Below are 19,142 nucleotides of genomic sequence, written 5' to 3' on the forward strand. Positions count from 1 at the left end.
ACAATGAATCCTAGCGGGTTGTTCAGGAACATTCAAAATTCGTGAAACCAACCACCGGTGCCAGCATGGTCGAGCCCGAGAATAGACCCAAATTCTTGATTTTTCGGGGTGAATCCCATCTGAACTTTTCAGCTTTGTGTTAACGCTGTTCAGTGAAATGAATCCCGGACGTGCATGGAAAGGCGCTTTGCCCTGGATTCCGCCGTCGGGCCTGACGGGCGACATCGCTGCCGAATGCGGTCAACGGATATGCCGGTTCAGGTAATGCAAGCCACAGACCAGTTCAGGCCACCACGCGCCAGGCCTGGGTGTCGGTGCGCTGCAAGGCCTGCTCGACCAACTCCCAACCGGCACCGGGTCGGTGCGCGCCCTCGCTCAGGACCTGCCGGAACGCGCGTCCGCCCGGCTGGCCATGGAACAGCCCCAGCACGTGCCGGGTCATGTGCTTCAATGCCAGGCCGTGTTCCAGTTGGGACTCGACGTAGGGCCGCAAGGCGCGCAGCAAGTGGTCGCGCGGTTGCTCTGTACGTCGATCGAGGGCCGCATCCAGGCGATGCAGCAGGTAGGGGTCGTGGTAGGCGGCGCGGCCGAGCATGACGCCGTCGGTCTGGTGCAGGTACTCCATTGCGGTTTCCACCGCCGCAATGCCGCCATTGAGCACCACCGGCAACGCGGGGCGCTCCTGCTTGAGGCGATACGCCCAGTCGTAACGCAGCGGCGGCACTTCGCGGTTTTCCTTGGGCGATAGGCCCTTGAGCCACGCGTTGCGGGCATGTACCACCACCATGGCCGCGCCGGCTGCGACCACTTGGTCGACGAAACTGGCGAAGACGGCGTAGTCGTCATCGTCGTCCACGCCGAGACGGCATTTGACCGTGATCGGCAACGTGGTCGCCGCACACATGGCGGCAACACAGTCGGCGACCAGCGCCGGCTCGCGCATCAGACAGGCACCGAAGCGCCCGGCCTGCACGCGATCGGACGGGCAGCCGCAATTGAGGTTGATCTCGTCGTAGCCCCACTCCTGCGCGATCGCCGCGGCCTGCGCAAGCAGTGCCGGCTCGCTGCCGCCCAGTTGCAGCGCCAGCGGCTGTTCGACCGGATCGAAGCCGATTAACCGCGCGCGATCGCCATGGATCACCGCATTGGCGTGCACCATCTCGGTATACAGCCGTGCCGAGGGTGCCAACAGGCGATGGAAAACCCGACAATGGCGGTCGGTCCAGTCCATCATCGGGGCGACGGACAGGCGCAGGGAGGCGGCGTAGCGATCGGCGGAAGCGGTCATCGACATGTGGCTACAGCGAGCAGCCATCGGAATGCGGAGCAGGATCAACAGCTTACACGGGTGTCGGCGAATCTGCCGCGCGCGGCGCGGCATGCTGCCAGGCCGATCTGCCGAAGCGCGCTGCAGGACCACCCATTCATTGCACCGTGTAATTGCCCCGTATCGGCAGGCCGAATTCGAGCACGACGCGCGTTTGGGATTGCGCAGGTGGCACGCTTCGCCGGCCGGCATCACAGCTGCTTGTGCACCGGCAGGGGGCGAACGACATCGCGCTGGCGCTGCTGTCGTTCCTCTCGCTCGCCGGGTCCGCGTTAATGGGCGGCATCGCTGCAGATGCGCAGTGCCTGGTGGCGTCCGCCGATGCCGGCCGAACGCGGTGCATCATCAGTGATCAGCGGAGCTTCTTTCGTCCAGTGCCGGCACGGTGCACGGCGCCTGGACGGGATCTGCAGTTACAGGTTGCGGAAGCCCACACGCTCTTCGGCGCTCAGCGGCTTGCCGAGGGCGTGATACGAGGCGACCAGGGTGATCAGGGCGGTGCCCAGCACGGTGTAGAAGCTCCACGAAGTAGCCAGCACGTGTACCTGACCGAACACCAGGGCGACCACGGCAGTGGCAGTGCACAGCACCATGGCCAACAGGGACATCAGGAAAGGGATGGAGGGATCGAGCTTCATGGTCCGGGGGTTCCAGTGTGCGATAGCGGAAGCATCGGCGTTCGCAGCGCTTTCTTGAACTGTTTTTTGCGGTTTTCGGGAACAGATTTTAAGCAAGTCAGCGCGCGCTCAGATTTATGTCAAAGCCTTGGCGCACAAAGGTTTGGCCGTCAGGAAACTCCTGACGCAGTGGCAGAAAAATCACCGCTTCCGCCGGATATCCAACGCACCTGCGGCAGAAAACCGACGGGGCGGTGACCGCACTTTTCGGCGGCCAGCCAAGGCAGTTTCGGCGCGTCGGCCAGCAATCAACAGATTCGGGATCAACCGTGCACGACATTTAGGGCGCGCACCGGCCAACCGGCAACCGCGTAGGTGGCCATAGCGAAACTGGTGGTCGCTGGCACGCACCGGTGGCGTCAGCGCGCGCGATGGGGTGCTGCGAGCGCGGCCACCAAGGCACCGGATATCGAGGTGCAGGACTCAGGCGATGGCGATCAGCGACTCGCCCGACGGCCACCGTGACGGAGCTGGCGTCGCAACCACGTACAGCGCGTCGAAGATGCCCGAGCGCGAGGCGTGTAACCCGCTCGGATGGGGCCTACAGGCGGCTGGCCGGTGGATAACGGTGCGGCACCCTGCAGCAAGCATTACCGATGGCTCACGCCGGCATTGGCGGCCGGACTGGCATCGGCATCGGCATCGGCCGCATGGCGTATGCGAGTTTGCTGACGCCTGGCGTTACGCATGCCAGGCTCGCCACGCATGACTGGCGCGCTCAGCGCGCCGGGGACGTCGCAAACTCGCCGCGTTGCAGCTTGGTCACATCGTTGCCCTGCCCGTCCTTGAGGCTGAGGTCCGCGCCCTTGGCGGCCAGATCCTTGAGCACGTCGGTCCGCTGGAACAGCGCGGCGTACATCGCGGCGGTCTGGCCGGCGTTGTTGCGCTGGTCCGGCGCGCAGTCGGCCTGCATCAGGCGCTTGGCGATGCCCAACTCGCCCTTGAAGATCGCACCCATCAGCGCGGTATTCCCGCGCTTGTCCTGCACACACGGGTCGGCACCGGCGCTGAGCAACTGCTCCACTGCCGGGCGCTGGCCGTGATAGGCCGCCAGGATCAGGGCGGTGTAGCCCTTCTCATCACGGGTGTTGAGGTCGTAGCGCGAGCGGATGAACTCGGCCAGCATGTCCTGCCGCCCTTCGCGTGCCGCGTCGAAGAAGTACTCGCGCAGCTGCAGCTTGATTTGCGCCGGGTCGGCGGCGGCAGTCGTGGCGCTGGTGGAGACAGATGCGGGCGAGGCGGCGTTGGCAGCCGCAGACAGGGTGCCAAGCATCAGAAACAGCAGGGTGCGCATGTGGCTCTCCCGGTAGCGAAAACGGCACCGCGGCACAGGCCGCGGTGCCGTGGGTGGATCAGTCCTGCAGGCTGGAGGCCAGCTGCTTGACCCGTGCTAGGTCGCCCTTGGCGACACGCGTCACGCCAGTGCCGTACTCGGGGTCGGCCTTGTACAGGAACGACAGCAGGATGTGCTTGCTCTCGGTGTCGGTGGTGGCCAGCGACTCGCCGAAACTCTGCACTAGATCGGCACGATCCTTCTTGCTGTAGGACCGATACAGCTCACCGGCCTGCTTGAAGTTCTGCTCGCGGGTGATTTTGGCCTGCTGGGTGGTGCCCGACAGCGGCAACGCGCTGTAACGCGCGGCGGTGTCCTGCGGACGCGGCTCCAGGCGGCTCGGCTCGTAGTTCACGCCGCTGGTGGTGTGCCCGTTGTTGCCTTCGCCATCCTGGTTGCCGTTGTTGACGGCCACACGCGGACGGTTGACCGGCAGGTTCAGGCCGTTGGCACCGATGCGATACAGCTGGGTGTCGGCGTAGGAAAAGATGCGACCCTGCAGCAGGCGGTCTTCCGACGGCTCGATGCCCGGCACCAGGTTGGCCGGCGCCATTGCGACCTGCTCGGTTTCCTGGAAGAAGTTGTCGACGTTCTTGTTCAACACCATCTGGCCGACCTTCTGCTCCGGTACGTCCGGCCAGATCTTGGTAGCGTCCAGCGGATCGAAATCGAACTTGGCCAGGTCTTCCGGCTTGAGCACCTGTACGTACAGGTCCCACTTCGGGAAGTCGCCCTTCTTGATCGCACCGACCAGATCGTTGGTCAGGTGGCTGTAGTCCTTGGCCTGGACGGCGGCGACCTGCTTGGGGTCGAGGTTCTTGATGCCCTGCAGCGTCTTCCAGTGGAACTTGACGTAGTGCACTTCGCCCTGCGCATTGACCAGCTTGTAGGCGTGCACACCGTTGCCATCCATGAAGCGGTAGCCGGCGGGGGTGCCTTCGTTGGAGTACAGCAGCGTCAGCGTGCGGGTGCCTTCGGGCACGTGCGAGAAGAAATCGAAGCGGCGCGAATCGTCGTCCAGGTTGGTGCGCGGGTCCGGCTTGAACGCGTGGACCATGTCGGGGAACTTGATCGCATCGCGGATGAAGAAGGTCGGGAAGTTGTTGCCGACCAGATCCCAGTTGCCTTCGCTGGTGTAGAACTTGGTGGCGAAGCCGTGCGGGTCGCGCAACGTTTCCGGCGAATGGTTGCCGTGCACCACCGAGGAAAAGCGCACGAACACCGGGGTCTTTTCGCCGGCACTGAACACCTTGGCCTTGGTCAGGCTGGACAGATCGGCGGTGGCGGTGAACTCGCCTTTGACGCCGGTGCCGCGTGCATGCACCACGCGCTCGGGAATACGCTCGCGATCGAAGCGCTGCAGCTTCTGGATCAGTTGCACGTCCTGCAGCAGGGCCGGGCCATTGGCCCCGGCGGTCTGCGAATTCTGGTTGTCACCGACCTTGGCGCCGTTGTCGCGGGTCAGAGCGGATTGGGCGAAAACCGGCGGGGCGATCAGCGTCGGGGCTAGCAGGGCTAGCACCATGAGGGATCCAGGGCGCATGGCGTCAGCTCGTTTGAGGGAGCTGAATCATCGCCAGCAGACCGAAGCGTGAGAAGTCGTTAGTTATGATCGCTGCGATAGGCAAACATGATGGTGGGTGCGTTGCGTGATATGTATCGCTAAATGCCCCGGCAGTAGGTTGCAGATAGGCGAGCAATGATCCACAGACCGTCTTCGTCTGCATGGACGCAAGTGCGGCGGGAACAAGCTGATGCTGCGATACGAGGTTGCAAACGTTCGGGGTGGTGGTCAAACGTCTTCGTCTTGCATCCGTTTTAGGTCGAGCTGACGTTTCGGGCAGGATGCACTGCGCCTCGCATTCAAGATGCAGCTGCAGCATCAATCAGCACTGTCGTGGCACTGCGCTCGTCAGGGTGCGAATGGCGGACGCCATGCGTCGGTCATGCAGCGCTGCCGATGCAGGTTGCTGCTTGTCAGCGGGCCACTGCATCAATGCAGCAGTGATCGATCAACGCCCGATCACCCGCTTGAACGGTGGCAACGCGTCGATGATGCGTTTGCCGTAGCGACGTGTCAGCAGGCGCGAGTCGAGGATGATCACGCGCCCGTGGTCGCTGGAACTGCGGATCAAGCGGCCCGCAAACTGCGTGAGCGTGCGCAGCGCGTGCGGGATGGCGATCAGGTTGAAGGCATTGTGGCCGCGACTCTCCAGCCATTCGCTCAGCGTCGAGGTCTGCGGGTCGGTCGGCACCGCGAACGGCACCTGGGTGATGACCACGGTGGTGCAGGCATCGCCGGGAAGATCCAGGCCTTCGCCGAACGAATTCAGGCCAAACAGCACCGAACCCTCGCCGGCGGCGATACGGCGCAGGTGTTCGGTGATCAGTTGCGACTTGTTGCCCTCGCCCTGCACCAGCACGCGGTTGCGCTGCGCCAGCGGCATCAGGTCAGCGACCTTTTCCATCTTCCAGCGCGAAGTGAACAGCACGATGCTGCCCTTGGCGGTCCAGTCGAGTTCGCGCACCAGGTAACGCGCGACTTCCTTCGGGTGACCTTCGCGATCGTCGGGAGTGACCGGGAAGTTGGGCACGACCAATTCGGCCTGGTTGGGCAGGTCGAACGGTGAAGCCAGCGAGGCCATTTCGGCGTGATCGGGCAGACCGTTGTCGATCGCGAACGATTGGAAATCGCCGCCGCCGGTCAAGGTGGCCGAGGTCATCACCACCGAATCCACCTCGTTCCAGATCATCGTGCGCAGCACCTGCGCAGCCGACACCGGCGAGCAATGGCAGATCAGATCGCCGTCGCGCGAGAGCGTGATCCAGCGTGCCATCGGCGGCTGGCCTTCCTTATCTTCGCGCCGCCAGCCGCTCCACAGATTGTGTTGCTGCTCGGCCATCTCCAGGGCCAGGCCGAGGCTGCGCTGCAGGCGTTCGCGCGCCGAGTCGTCCTGCTTGCCCTTGGCGATCGCACTGTGTGCGGCATGCACCCAGTTGAACAACGCGCGGGTTTCCTCGCCGAGTTCTTCGATCGCCGGGCCCCATTGCGGCGGCAGCTTGCCGTTGGCCGCACGCCACAAGGGATCGCGCTCGCCGGGCTCGGGCTTCCACACACGTTCGACCTCGGCGTGGAAGGCCTTGAGCAGCTTGGACACGCGCGCGGCCACCTCGATCGCCTCGTTGGGCAGCAGGTTGCCGAGCTTGTCCTTGTCCACCGCGCGGTAGGCGGCAGCGATGAGGATCTGCAACCGGCCGGTGCGCTTGGCCATCTCGTCCAATGGCAGGTTGGCGGCGCCCTGGTCGATCGCCACACCGGCGATGTGATGGCCTTCGTCGAGCACCAGCAGCATGTCGGCGGGCGGGGCGATCAATGGCTGGCCGTTTTCGGCGTCGCCCAGCGACAGCGACGACAGCAGCAATGCATGGTTGGTGACCACGATCTGCGCTTCGCGCACGTCGGTGCGCGCCTTCAGCACCGGGCATTGCGCGGCGTAGCTGCAGCGGCGACCGGCACAGCCGGAGGCCGGCGTGGTGATGCGCAGGCGCAGCGGCACCGAGATCTGTTCCGGCGCATCGTCCAGATCGCCGTTCCAGCTGCGCTCGGCGTAGGCCTTGGCCAGGCGCTTGGCCAGATCCGCGTCGGCCGGGCTGAGCGGGCGGTCGTAGAGCGCCTGCTCATCGTCGAACATGCCTTCCTGGCTGGCTTCGCCCTGCAGCTCGGCAGCGTTGCGCGTGCACAGGTAGCGGGTACGGCCCTTGGCCAGCGCGACGGTGGCTTGCAGCCCGGTGGCCGTGAGGAAGGCCGGGATGTCGCGCTCCACCAACTGCGACTGCAGCGCCACGGTGCCGGTGCTGATGACCAGTTTTTTCTTGGTGGCCAGCGCGATCGGCACGCCGGCGGTGAGATAGCCCAGGCTCTTGCCCACACCGGTGGGCGCCTCGGCAATGCCGATGCCGCCGGAGGTGGCCAGCGCGCGCGAGACCAGGCCGATCATCTGGCTCTGCGCCCGCCGTGTGGCGAAGCCGGGCGTGTTGGCCTGCAGCTTGGCGTAGGCCTCGCGGATGCCGGCCTTGATGGGGTCGGTCAGAACGCGCTGGGTGGGAACAGGCGCCGACGGCGCGGCCGGTGGGGCGACTTCATTCATCGCGCTATTTTCGCACGGACCGGCGCAGCGCCTGCGACCGGCGTAGCACTCGGCTGAACGTGTTTGCTGGCGCGGGGCGGCGCCACCGCCAGCCTGGTCCCGGGTACGCACGCTGCACGGCCACTGCATGCGTCGGATCCGCTCATCGCCGGCGGGCACTGGCCGCACGTTCTGACCCGAAAGGTCGCGCAATGGATGCCGACCCAATCACCCTGCGCTGCCTGCAACGAGCAGGCAGCGTCGCGCCTCGTGTCAGCGGCCTTGCGTCCGCGGCGGCCATGCATGGCGCGCCCATACCAGTCCGATGACTACCATTGCGACGCCCATCAGCAACATGCCGGCGCCCACGCCAGTGGGCCCGAAGCGTTCATACAGCAGGCCACCGCGATTGACCGCAGCCAGCGCCTGCGGATGCAGCAGCGTCCACCCGCCCTGCCCGGCACTGACCAGCCCGACCACCACCAGGGCGATGGCTTTGAGCGGAATCATGGGCGCGGGCCGGCGGCGGGCGGCACGCGTTGCAGGCTGCCTGCCAGCGTCCACACCAGCACGCCGATGCCCACGCCTTGCACCGCCATCAGCACGAAGTGGGCGATGCTGGCCACCATGCTGATCTGACGCACATTGCCTTGCTGCAGCAACAGCATCGGAATCGCCTGGAAGGCAACCTCGGCAAACAGGCAGCCCAGCAGCAGCCAGAGCGCGGCCAGCCCGGTACGCCGCAACGGGCTTTGCGAGGCACGCCACAGCAGAACCAGCCCGAGCAGCAACGCGATCAGCATCGGCACGCGCGACAGCAGGCTGGTGACCAGCGTCAGCAGGATATCGGTGGCGGTGACGCTGCCCACCTCAGTCGGCACTGACCAGAAGGGCCTCGCGCGCGCGCAGCGCGGCGTAGACCGGGTCGGTGTCCGGGCGCACCCCGTGCCACAGCGAGAAACTCTCGGCGGCCTGCTCCACCAGCATGCCCAGGCCATCGACGGCGTAGCGGCATTGCGCCGCGCGTGCCCAGGCCAGGAATGCGATGGCGGTGGCGCCGTAATTGAGATCGACCGCTGCGGTGAGGCTGTTGACCAGGCCCAGCGGCATGGCGAACGCACCGGCGTCGCGATCGCGCCCAGCCGCGGTGGCGTTGACGATCAGTTCGAAGTCGCCCAGATCGCGCAGGTCTTCGATGTAGCGCGAGACCACCCGCCCCGGTTCGCCGAGCGCATCGCACAAGGCATCGGCGCGCTCGGGCGAGCGGTTCACCACCACCATCTCGGTGATGCCCGCTTCCAGCAGCGCCGGCGCCACGCCGCGCGCGGCACCACCGGCGCCGAGCAGCAGCACTCGGCGACCACGCAGATCCAGCCCGTGGCGGTCGGTCAGATCACGCACCAGGCCGGCGCCATCGGTGTTGTCGCCCTGCCACTGCCCGTCGTTGCGCACCAGCGTGTTGACCGCACCGGCCAGACGCGCGCGATCGCTCAGGCTGGCCGACAACCCGAAGGCGGCTTCCTTCAGCGGCAGGGTGACGTTTGCGCCCTTGCCGCCTTCGTCGGCGAAGCGCTCCAGCGCGGCAGCGAACTCTTCCGGCGGTGCGTCGATGGCGGTGTAGTCCAGCGCGATGCCGGTCTGCTTCCCGAAGTCGGCATGGATGGCCGGCGACAGCGAATGGGCGACGGGGTGACCGAACACGGCATAACGGGATACGGGCATGAAACGCTCTCTGGTTGACTAGACTGTGCGCGACTTGAGGCAGGAACCCCGCATGCAACTTCGATGGACACTGCTCGCGCTGGCGGCAAGTTTACTCTGCGTCCCCGCCGCGTCGGGGCTTGCCGAATTCGGCATCGAAGGCATGGGCGTGGTCTCCACCCCGGCCAACGAAGCGCGCGCCACGCTGAGTCCGGACGGGCAACGCATCGTCTGGGCCAGCGACCGCGCCGGCGGCAGCGGGGGCTGGGATCTGTGGCAGGCCCGGTTGAGCGGCGGGCGCTGGCAGAACGCAGACGTGCTGCCGATCAACACCGCGCAGGACGAGACCTCCCCGCTGTTCAGTGCCGATGGCCGCTGGCTGCTGTTCGCCTCCACCCGCCCTGGCGGTGCCGGCGGCGCCGACCTGTATCGCGCGCCGGTGGACGCGCAGGGCCGGATCGGTGCGGTGCAATCGCTGGGCGCGGCGATCAACAGCCGCGGCGACGAGCGTTCCCCGACACTGTCGCTGGACGGCACGCGCCTGTTGTTCGCCAGCAACGGCCACGGCGGCGCCGGCGGCATGGACATCTTCGTGGCGCGCTGGGAGGGGCAGGCCTTCATCGCGCCGGTGGCGCTGAGCGATATCAACAGCGCTGCCGACGAGCTGGATGTGGCCTGGCTCGGCGATGGACGGGGGCTGGTATGGGCACGCGGCCAGCAAAATGGTCCCAGCCAGTTATTGCTGGCGACCTGCAACAACGGCCATTACACCGTGGGCCAGGCATTGCCGCTGTCGTTCAACGGGCCGCAGGAACGCACCTTCGGTGCGGTGGTGGATGCGGCCAAGCCAGGCGAGTTGCTGGTGACCGGCAGCGCGCGCGCGCCACGTGCGGGGCAGTTGGACATCTATCGGATGAAGGCGCCGGCGGTGGATGGAGATACGAGCTGCCGTTGAGGATGGGTGGGTGCGCAGACTCGGGCCAGGAGCTGCCGGGAATACGACTTCGCGCCAAGCTGTTGTAGAGCGGATGATCTGGGTCACGCTGCAGGGATGCTGATCTGAGGTTTGACTGTAGGGCTGCTGATCTGAAGCTTGGTCGCAGGGCCCTTGCCCGCCCACCATCGCGGGACACGCCGCAAGTACGTCCTTGTAGGCTCTTACGCGGCATCCATGCCGCGTAAGGTCCCGCGACGGTGAGCGGGCAAGGGCCAGTCGAGATGGTCGGTATGCATGGTCAGAAGCGGGAGCGGCAGCCGGCGGTCAGATGCAGCGGTGGTTGCATGATCCTTGTGATCTGGCAGACGTGGTCTGATTTCCAAAACTTTCCGTCGAAGGCGGGCAGCAAGTGGATTGGGTTTGCCCCCTGTCGCTAATAGTCATCCACACATGCATACAAGCGGCCAGGCCGCTGCGTTAAGTCACCTCGCTTAAGTCATCCCGCTTTTGCAGTTCCGTCAGCGCACGACCAACTTGGCAAGCGTGATGTCCTTACCGGTTGCGGGAACCTTGGCGGCATGGATGCCGCCAAGGAGCCTCCATGGACGGATTCACGGCGTGTCCCGGAAGTGGTGAGGGCATCGCGCCCTCGATCAACCAGGCTCTCGCCTGCATGCAACAGGATGCAGCCAACGAACACCACTGCGCTCACTGCAAGACGGGCACAGTTGCGCTAGGAAGCAGCATATAAACCTCGTTCCCCGCGGTTCCTCCACGCCATCCGCACCACGCCTGACGACTGCGCGCTAGATTTTTTGTTAGCGCTCCAACGCAGCGATGCAGTGGCGACGGCCGCGCTCAATACACATCGCGCCGATAACGTCCCGCTGCGGTCAGCGACTCCAGGCGCGCCTCGCCCAGCAATTCGCGCAGTGTGGCATCGACCTCACGCGCCATGCTGTCCAGGCTGCCGCAGACATGGATCACCGCACCGCGATCGATCCAGTGGCGCAAGGTGTCGCCGGTCTCGCGCAAGTGATGCTGCACGTAGCGCTTGTGCGCCTGGTCGCGCGAGAACACCCGGTCCAGCTGCTGCAGATGGCCACGCGCATGCCAGGCCTGGAGTTCGTCGGCAAACAGACCATCGTGCGCGGCCTGCCGTTCGCCGAACAGCAGCCAATGCCCGTGCACGCTGGCCAGCTCGGCTTCGCGCAGCAGACTGCGCAAGCCGGCGATACCGGTGCCGTTGCCGATCAACACCATCGGCGCCTGTTCGACGCGATGGAAGCCGGGGTTGGTGCGCAACCGCGCGCGTATCTGCCCACCGACGGGTGCGTGGCAGATCAGCCAGCCCGAGCCCAGACCGGGGCTGCCGTCGGTACCTGTGGTCAGGCGTACCACTGCAGTCGCAACGCCATCGGCCGACACGCTGGCCAGCGAGTAGTCGCGGGTCGGCAGCCAGGCGCAGGCGTCCAGCCAGCTCTGTGGATCCGGATGCGGTGTTGGCGGGCGCGTGGGCGGCTCCGGCAGCACGCGCTCGGCAACGGCCTGCTGCAGCGGCAGCAACTGCGCATCGACATGCACCAGCGCGTCGGGCGGCAGTCCCCACGCAGCCAGGCACGCGCGGACGTGCGTGTAGGCGTGCGCCGGCTGCACTTCGAGAATGTCGCCGGCCTGCCACTGCGTGCCGGACGGTGGCAGCAGATCGATCTGCCAGATCGGTGCTCCCTCGCTACCCGGGTTGAGATGCGTGCGCGCCGCCAACGTCCAGTGCAGCAGCGTCGGGCGTGCCAGCGGCACGGCGGCCACCGGCGCACCGGCAATCTGCGCCAACTGCGCATGCCATTGCGCCAGGGCCTGCGGATCGGTGTTGTCCATCTCCACTGCCGGAAACAATGGCTGCGCGCCTTGCGCCTGCAGCCACTGCTCGATGCGTCGCGAAAACCCGCAGAACTGCGCGTACTGGCGGTCGCCCAGGGCCAGCACGGCATAGGTCAGCTGCGACAGCGTCATGCGCTGGCGCAACAGTTCGCGCTCGAAGCTGCGCGCGGTGTCCGGCGGCTCGCCATCGCCGAAGGTGCTGACCACGAACAAGGCATGCCGTGAGCCCTGCAGATGCTGCGCGGTGAGCTGTGCCAGCGAGCGCACCTGCACCGGCAGACCGGCGGCCTGCAGATGCGCGGCCGCCTGCCAGGCCAGCCGTTCGGCAAACCCGCTCTGGCTGGCGAACCCGATCAACCACGGCTCGGCTTGCGAGGCCGCAGGTGCACCGTGCAGGACATCGCGCGCGGCACGCAGCGCGCGCTTCTTGCGGCGGCGATCCAGATAGAGCATCCAACCGGTCACGAAGAACACCGACATGCCGACACTGGCCAGCATCACCACGATGCGGCCCGGCAGCCCGAAGAAACTGCCCGAGTGCAGCGGAAACATGCTCACCAGCAACTGCTGGCCGCGCGGCAGCAGTGCATAGTCCTGACGACGCTGCAACGCACCGCTGCCCGGCTCGATCTCCAGATTGTCGTAGGCGCGATCGTGATCGGGATGATCGGGCAGGAACCGCACGCTCAGCGGTTCACCCGCACGCGGCGGAATACGCAGGTCCAGTGCCGTGCCGTGCGTGCCCGGGATGGCATCCAGGGTGCGCTGCACGGCTGCGAAATCCACCGTGGCGGGGCGATGATCGCGCCCGTCGCCACGCATCGCCGGCTCGGTGCCGAGCAAGGCCACCACGCCGTCGCGGTACCAGTTGTAGGACCAGGTCAGCCCGGTCAGCGCCACCAGCAGGTACACCAGCAGACACCAGGTACCGAACACCGCATGCAGGCTCCACAGAAAACTGCGCCCCTGCCGTCGCCACTCCACCGCCCACCAGGTGCGCAGACTCCACCAGCGTCGCGGCCAACGCAGATACAGGCCGGAGGCGCAGAAGAACAGCAGGATCAGGGTGCTTGCACCGGTCACCGCCTGGCCGCGCTTGCCCGCGGTCAGATGGCGATGCAGGTCCTCGATAAAGGCAAACGCGCCGCTCAGCCGCGGAGCGGCAACTTTCTCCCCGGTATACGGATCGAAATACACCCGGCCGCCGCCCTTGCCGGCCAGGCGTGCGGTGGACGGGCGCTTGCCGGTCGGATCGATCAGCATGCGGGTGACCGCCTGTTGTCGATCCAGATCGAGCCGGCGCAGCAGCACATTCACCGGCAATGGCCGCTCGCCTGCCGTATGCCGTTGTGCCAGCTGTGCGATGGCCGGATTGGCCAGCCGCACGATCTCGTCTTCGAAGGACATCAACGCGCCGGTCAGCCCCATCACCGACAGCACCAGCCCGGCCGTGATGCCGAGCAGCCAGTGCAATTGGAACAGGGCGGTCTTAAGCACGCGCGAGCAGCCTGCAACAGTGGGCCCGCCATTGTAGATGAGAATCGTTATCGCAGTTTGCGTGGCGATTTGAGGCTTGCGTCATTGACGCGACGCGATCACGCAACGATGGGCCTGTCACTCGTTCATTGCAGCGACGCCGGTACCCGCTGATCCGCGGAAGGCAGACTGACCAAAGCCGCCTGCGCTGCACGATCCTTGCTCATCCAGCAGGTTGCAGCACGCCGTACGAAGCACAGGCCGCGAGACAACGCGGCCTGCGGGATCATTGCGTCTTTCGAATCACGCCAAGCCTGCAAGCGCCGATTACCCGCCTGGGAGGCGTCACAGCACCGCCTCACCGCACTCAGCCTTCCCGCAACCAGCGCGCCACCTGCGGCGCGAAATAGGTCAGCACGCCATCGGCGCCGGCGCGCTTGAACGCCATCAGCGCTTCCAGCACGCACTTGCGTTCGTCCAGCCAGCCATTGGCGGCGGCGGCCTTGAGCATCGCGTACTCGCCGCTGACCTGATAGGCGAAGGTCGGCACGCGGAATTCCTGCTTCACCCGGCGCACCACGTCCAGGTACGGCATGCCCGGCTTGACCATCACCATGTCCGCGCCCTCTTCCAGGTCCAGCGCGATCTCACGCATGGCCTCGTCGCTGTTGGCCGGGTCCATCTGATAGGTGGTCTTGTCGGCCTTGCCCAGATTGCCGGCGCTGCCGACCGCATCGCGGAACGGGCCGTAGAACGCCGAGGCGTACTTGGCCGAGTAGGCCATGATGCGCACGTTGAGGTGGTCCTGCGCGTCCAGCGCGCGACGGATCGCACCGATGCGGCCATCCATCATGTCCGACGGCGAAATGATGTCCACACCGGCTTCGGCATGCGACAGCGATTGCCTGACCAACGCCTCGACGGTGATCTCGTTGAGCACATAGCCCTTGGCGTCGATGATGCCGTCCTGGCCGTGCGTGGTGTACGGGTCCAGCGCCACGTCGGTCATGATGCCGAGTTCGGGAAACCGCGCTTTCAGCGCACGTACCGCACGCTGCGCCAGGCCGTCCGGATTCCACGCCTCGGCCGCGTCCAGGCTCTTGCCGGCCGGGTCGATCACCGGGAACAGGTCGATCACCGGAATACCCAGCTCCAGGGCCGCTTCGGCTTCGCGCAGCAATTCGTCCAACGACAGACGCTCGACGCCGGGCATGGACGCGATCGGCGCGCGGCCGGACAACTCGTGCACGAACACCGGCCAGATCAGGTCATCGGTGGTCAGCGTGTTTTCGCGCATCAGGCGACGCGAGAACGCATCGTGGCGCATGCGCCGGGGACGGTAGTGGGGATGGGCCATCGGGGGCTCCTGTCAGCAGCCCGCAAGTTTACGCCCGCGATCCGTCGCCGGACGCGCTGCGACGCTGTGTCGCAGCGCTGCAACGGGCCGGATCACGCTGCGATCAATGCAAATGCAAGCGTGATCCGCCTGGACCACACGGTCAGCTCACCATGGGGAGTGTGTCCGGCTGGCGGCGGTGCCACGCGTCGATTGTCTCCATCGCCAGCAGGTACACAGCGCTTCGAGATCGCGCGGCCTGCTTGGAAGGCAATGCCGCGTGCTAGATCACGCCGCCGCCCAGGCTCAGACGGATCACCCCGACCACGATCACCAGGCCGTTGAGCAGCAAGCCGGTCTTGGCACGCCCGCGATTGCCGGCCGAGGTGAACAGCAGCGCGATCGCCGCGATCAGCGCGCCCACCGCCGCGAACGGAATCAGGAACCAGTTGCCCCAGCCCAGCAGCGGGATGAAGGCCAGCACCATCCACAGCAGCGCCACAATGCCCCACAGCAGGCTGATCAATCCCACGTGCCACCTCGCCATTTAAAGAATGGCATCAGCTTAGCGCCGCGCCCGCCAAGACGCTGTGGGCAGATGGTCACCCTGACCAATGGCGGCTTGGCGGTAGCCTCACGTGGGCATGGCTAGGGTGCGGCAAAGTCCGGAGCGATTCAGTCCGGGCGCCGGATCATCGCTACCATCATCGTCAACAGGGCCCACACCATGAACAAGCATGTCGTCATCGCCGCTGCGCTAGCCATGCTCCTGGCCGGTTGCGCCAGCAGTTCCAAGGTGATGCTGGGCCAGGCGCGCGCGCCGATCGACCCGGCGCTGGTGCGGGTATATTCCAACGCACCGGCTGGCTCGGTGGAGATCGCCCAGCTCGAATCCACCAGCGCTGCCGGCTTCGGCACCCAGGGCCAGACCGATGCGGCCGTGCAACGTCTCAAGCGTGAGGCCGCCAAGCTCGGCGCCAACGGCGTGGTCATCGTCGGGGTGGGCTCGGAACGCTCCGGCGGCGGCCTGTCGGTCGGCGGCGGCAGTTACGGCGGCCGCGTCGGCGGCGGGCTGGGCATCGGCATCCCGACTACCCAGAAACGCGCGGCGGGCATGGCGATCTGGGTGCCGGCGGGGGCTAGCGATGCCACTCGCTCTCCGCCTGGCCAATGAACCGCCTGTCTCGGATTCGGATGCCTTCGTCAGCAAAACTCCTAGTAACGAAATGCTGGGCGTTTTTGTGGGCGCTTCTGGCAAGAGGCGCACCGAGCCGACTTGTAGTGAAACCCCAAATCGGATGCAGTATCCTTTGGCGGCAGCCAGGTTGGGACCGCCTGAGCCTTGCGTGCCAGGCTTCCTTTCTACTGCGCTTGTTCACTTGATCTTGGCAGAGTGCAGTCGTTGGCCTCAGTCATCTAAGGAATCGTCATGAAAAGCTGGATATGGATGTTGATGTTGGCGATGTGCTTTGTGGGCGAAGCCGCGGCGCAGAAGAAGGGAGTCACGCTTGTTTGTCGCTCTGACGATCCGTTCGTCTTCTGTACGCAGGGCTGTAAAGACGAAGACAAGAATTGGATACCGGTAGATCCGATTAGCGCGACCTGGGTTGCCGTACCTGGATATTGCCTGTTCCCCAGTCCGTCACCTTGCTGTGCCGGCCCAGTGTGCCTCCAGGCCTGGACGCCGACTGCCATCACTGCGCTTGCGCAATATCAGAGCATTTGTCCGCAAGCAAAGAAGCAAGGAAAGTGGACAGGTCAGAAGCGACCCGAGAATGTTCCATTCGCTCATTAATTGTGCGGTGGCTTATCAGTGAGACCTTCTCGCCAGCGCGCAGGTCACTCTCTTTCTATTCCGAATGAAGCTGTATTGCCTTAACTGGCTGCAACTCCGAGTAGCGCTATTCATTAAATCGGCGCGGCCTTCAGGGCCGCGCCTTAGTTTTAGCACTTGAACCGCGCAGAATAATCAGTTCGGCAAACCCTGCTGAGCTTACTTCTGCTGCGCTGGAACAAACTGCGTTTCCACCGCCTTGGCCAGCTGGTCCGGTGGCAGCAGGCCCTGGTCGAGCAGGAAGTTGTTGAAGGCCAGGCGGTCGAACTTCTTGCCCAGGACCAGCTCGGTGCGCATGCGCAGTTCGAGGATACGGGTGTAACCGTAGAAGTAGCTGCCGGCCTGCCCGGGCGCGCGGACGGTGTAGCGGTCCAGTTCCTGGCGAGCCATCGCTGGCGAGAGGCCGACGTCGTCTTCGAGCACCTGGCGCGCGCGTTCGCGGTCGATCAGGCCGAGGTTGAGCATCGGGTCGAGCATCGCGCGGGCGGCGCGCAGCAGGCGGAACTGCAGGGCGATCAGCTGACCGTCGAGCGGTTCGTACGGGACCATTTCGGCTTCGGCATACAGCGCCCAGCCTTCAACGTTGACCGAGTTGAATGCAAACAGGCTGCGCGCCAGCGACACGCCGCGTTCGACCATGGCGGTGAACTGCAGCTCGTGTCCGGGGCGGCCTTCGTGCGCGCTGAGCGTCCAAGCGGCCGAGCCGAAGTTGAAGTCGTCGTACTGTTCCTTCTTGGCGCCGTCTGCGGTCGGGTTACCCAGCGGCAGCACGAACTGGCCCTGCTGGCCGGTATTGCCGATCAGCGGTGCCGGCAAGAAGTGCGGCGCCGGTTGCGCAGCACTTTCGGCCGCACTGCCCAGGCGCATCTGCATCGGGCGGTTGGGCACATCGACGATGCGCTGCTGACGGATGATCGGGTCGATCCGGTCGATCACGCTGCGGTAGTGGGTTTCCAGCTGGTCGTCGGCGATCTTGTTGCCCTTGAGCGCACGGATCACCTGCACATAATCGCTGCCCTGCACGCCCTTGGCCTTGGCCACCAGCGGCGCCAGCGGACGCATCGCCGAGCGGGTTTCCATGAATTCCAGCTGCGCGCGCTGGATCAGCTGCTGCGGGCCGATATCGATGCCGACCTGCTTGAGCTGGAAGGCATACAGCGGTTCGGGCAGGCGGGTGTCCTTGCGCGCCTTCGGCAGTACCGTGGTACGGGTCCAGCTGGCGTAATCCTTCAACTGGGTGGACATCGCCTTGAGCGCTTCGTCGCCGCCGGCGATCTTGTACTTGGCGAACAACTCGCCGATGCCGGCGACGTAGGTATCCACATTCGCCAGCGCCTGCTCCACTTCGCGCCGGGTGGGCTGCAGCAAGGCGGTGTTGCCAAGCTGTTCTTCGTAGCGCTGGCGGGCCAGTGTGGTGGTCGGCGTGCTGCCCGGCACCAGGCCGACGTAGCGCTTGAGGCGATCCAGCGCCTTGGCGCGGCGCTCGGGCACGGTCTGGTCGGACAGCAATCCATTGAGGCCGCTGAAGACCAGCTGTGGGGCGTCGTTCCACGGCAGCAGATAGCGCTCGTTGAGTTCGCTGCCTGCGATGTTCTGCTCGGCCGCAGCGATCATGATCTGCAGGTCCTGGCGCACATTGACGTCGCGCTCGGTGGCCAGCTTGGCCTGCAACGCAGCGCGCGCCTTGCTCATCGCATCGCGGTAGCGCGCGGTGTTGTTTGGCCCCAGGTCGATGACCTGGTCGTCGTAGCCGGGCACGCCGAAGAAGCTGGCGTATTCGGGCTGGAACGGCGCCTGCGCGTTCAGCAGGATCTGTGCGTAGCCGTTGCTGGTCTGCACCCAGGCCGGCGTGGCGGGCTGGGCCTGCGCGGTTTTACCGGGCTGTGCCTGCAATGGCAGCGAAGCACCGAGCGCCAGCGCAACGGCGAGAACGAGTGGTTTCATGGGGCGGATCCGCAAGTTGAGTAGCGCGACCCTACCCATCCGCAGCGGTGGCGGCAATGCGTCTTAGGTCATGGCCCGCAGGGTTGCGGCGGCGCTTGCGGGTCAGCTACCAGGTTGATTGGATCGGCCTGTCCGCTGGCGAATGTCAGCGTTTGGTAGCGCCATTGCCCGTGCCTGCGGGTGGCGTCCACCTGCAGGCTTCCCTCGCCGCGCGGCCCGTGCAGGTCCACGCTGAAGCGGGCGTCTCCTGCCTGACCGGTGTAGCGGATACTGCCATTGGGCAGGAACGCGTCCTCGACCGGTGTCCCCAGCGCCCGGGTCACGCGCGCATCGGCACGCGCGATGCAAAGCGCATCGCGGTACACATCGCTGGACTTCAGCGTTGCGGCAACCACCGAGAGCAACCCGCCAATCGCCAAGGCCAGCAGCAGGAACAGCGCCACGCCGATGCCGGGGACGATCCACTTCCAGTGCCGGCTCCAGACGTTGGGCGATTGCAGCGTGCGAGGCGATGCAGCGGGAATCGGCGGCGGCGATGACATGGCAACGTCCTTGTAGACCAGCGGTTG

15 protein-coding genes are annotated in these 19,142 nt (G+C 65.7%); 2 read left to right on the forward strand and 13 right to left on the reverse strand.

From position 1 onward, the window contains the following. Positions 1–283: 283 nt before the first annotated feature. The 8 genes from dusA to aroE form a co-directional block, all read right to left on the reverse strand. Complete coding sequence (gene dusA, locus FHT09_RS12210) at positions 284–1,288, reverse strand: tRNA dihydrouridine(20/20a) synthase DusA (protein WP_104605867.1); 1,005 nt, start codon at positions 1,286–1,288, stop codon at positions 284–286. 452 nt (positions 1,289–1,740) lie between these two features. Beyond that, on the reverse strand, positions 1,741–1,965 hold the full coding sequence (locus FHT09_RS12215) for a hypothetical protein (protein ID WP_181126309.1): 225 nt from the start codon (positions 1,963–1,965) through the stop codon (positions 1,741–1,743). A 757-nt stretch (positions 1,966–2,722) separates the two neighbouring features. Then, the gene (locus FHT09_RS12220) at positions 2,723–3,298 is read right to left on the reverse strand and encodes an ankyrin repeat domain-containing protein (RefSeq protein WP_104605831.1); all 576 of its coding nucleotides are present in this window, start codon (positions 3,296–3,298) and stop codon (positions 2,723–2,725) included. A 58-nt stretch (positions 3,299–3,356) separates the two neighbouring features. Next, positions 3,357–4,862, reverse strand: coding sequence for a catalase KatB (katB, locus tag FHT09_RS12225; protein WP_181141282.1), 1,506 nt, complete (start codon positions 4,860–4,862; stop codon positions 3,357–3,359). Between the two features lie 487 nt (positions 4,863–5,349). Continuing rightward, positions 5,350–7,485: an ATP-dependent DNA helicase DinG gene (dinG, locus tag FHT09_RS12230; protein WP_104605833.1), complete on the reverse strand. Its 2,136-nt coding sequence runs from the start codon at positions 7,483–7,485 to the stop codon at positions 5,350–5,352. A 252-nt stretch (positions 7,486–7,737) separates the two neighbouring features. After that, the gene (locus tag FHT09_RS12235) at positions 7,738–7,974 is read right to left on the reverse strand and encodes a hypothetical protein (protein WP_024939078.1); all 237 of its coding nucleotides are present in this window, start codon (positions 7,972–7,974) and stop codon (positions 7,738–7,740) included. Next, entirely contained in the window at positions 7,971–8,345 is a 375-nt protein-coding gene (locus FHT09_RS12240) for a hypothetical protein (protein WP_047130031.1), read from the reverse strand. Before FHT09_RS12240 ends, FHT09_RS12235 begins: the two co-directional genes overlap by 4 nt. Next, on the reverse strand, positions 8,335–9,186 hold the full coding sequence (aroE, locus tag FHT09_RS12245; RefSeq protein ID WP_047130032.1) for a shikimate dehydrogenase: 852 nt from the start codon (positions 9,184–9,186) through the stop codon (positions 8,335–8,337). Before aroE ends, FHT09_RS12240 begins: the two co-directional genes overlap by 11 nt. Before the next feature lie 52 nt (positions 9,187–9,238). On the opposite strand from aroE, the gene FHT09_RS12250 reads away from it, so the two are divergent. After that, entirely contained in the window at positions 9,239–10,120 is an 882-nt protein-coding gene (locus FHT09_RS12250; RefSeq protein ID WP_104605834.1) for a PD40 domain-containing protein, read from the forward strand. Between the two features lie 840 nt (positions 10,121–10,960). On the opposite strand, the gene FHT09_RS12255 is transcribed toward FHT09_RS12250, so the two are convergent. From FHT09_RS12255 to FHT09_RS12265, 3 genes are all read right to left on the reverse strand, one after another. Further along, positions 10,961–13,480 (reverse strand): sulfite reductase flavoprotein subunit alpha, encoded by a 2,520-nt coding sequence (locus FHT09_RS12255; protein WP_104605836.1) that lies wholly within the window; start codon positions 13,478–13,480, stop codon positions 10,961–10,963. A 346-nt stretch (positions 13,481–13,826) separates the two neighbouring features. Continuing rightward, on the reverse strand, positions 13,827–14,816 hold the full coding sequence (gene hemB, locus FHT09_RS12260; RefSeq protein WP_024939082.1) for a porphobilinogen synthase: 990 nt from the start codon (positions 14,814–14,816) through the stop codon (positions 13,827–13,829). Between the two features lie 262 nt (positions 14,817–15,078). Further along, positions 15,079–15,321: a hypothetical protein gene (locus tag FHT09_RS12265; RefSeq protein ID WP_005989387.1), complete on the reverse strand. Its 243-nt coding sequence runs from the start codon at positions 15,319–15,321 to the stop codon at positions 15,079–15,081. A gap of 201 nt (positions 15,322–15,522) precedes the next feature. Here FHT09_RS12265 and FHT09_RS12270 point away from each other — a divergent pair, with 201 nt between their 5' ends. Further along, positions 15,523–15,969 carry a hypothetical protein gene (locus FHT09_RS12270; RefSeq protein ID WP_104605837.1) on the forward strand — a complete coding sequence of 149 codons (447 nt, stop codon included), beginning with the start codon at positions 15,523–15,525 and terminating at the stop codon, positions 15,967–15,969. A gap of 819 nt (positions 15,970–16,788) precedes the next feature. Here FHT09_RS12270 and FHT09_RS12275 read toward each other — a convergent pair. Further along, positions 16,789–18,573 (reverse strand): DUF885 domain-containing protein, encoded by a 1,785-nt coding sequence (locus tag FHT09_RS12275; RefSeq protein WP_104605838.1) that lies wholly within the window; start codon positions 18,571–18,573, stop codon positions 16,789–16,791. A 68-nt stretch (positions 18,574–18,641) separates the two neighbouring features. Beyond that, positions 18,642–19,115, reverse strand: a complete 474-nt coding sequence (locus FHT09_RS12280; RefSeq protein ID WP_258077198.1) for a cytochrome c oxidase assembly factor 1 family protein — start codon at positions 19,113–19,115, stop codon at positions 18,642–18,644. Between the last annotated feature and the right edge of the window lie 27 nt (positions 19,116–19,142).

Source organism: Xanthomonas sp. CFBP 8152 (assembly GCF_014199025.1).
Lineage (GTDB): Bacteria > Pseudomonadota > Gammaproteobacteria > Xanthomonadales > Xanthomonadaceae > Xanthomonas > Xanthomonas arboricola_B.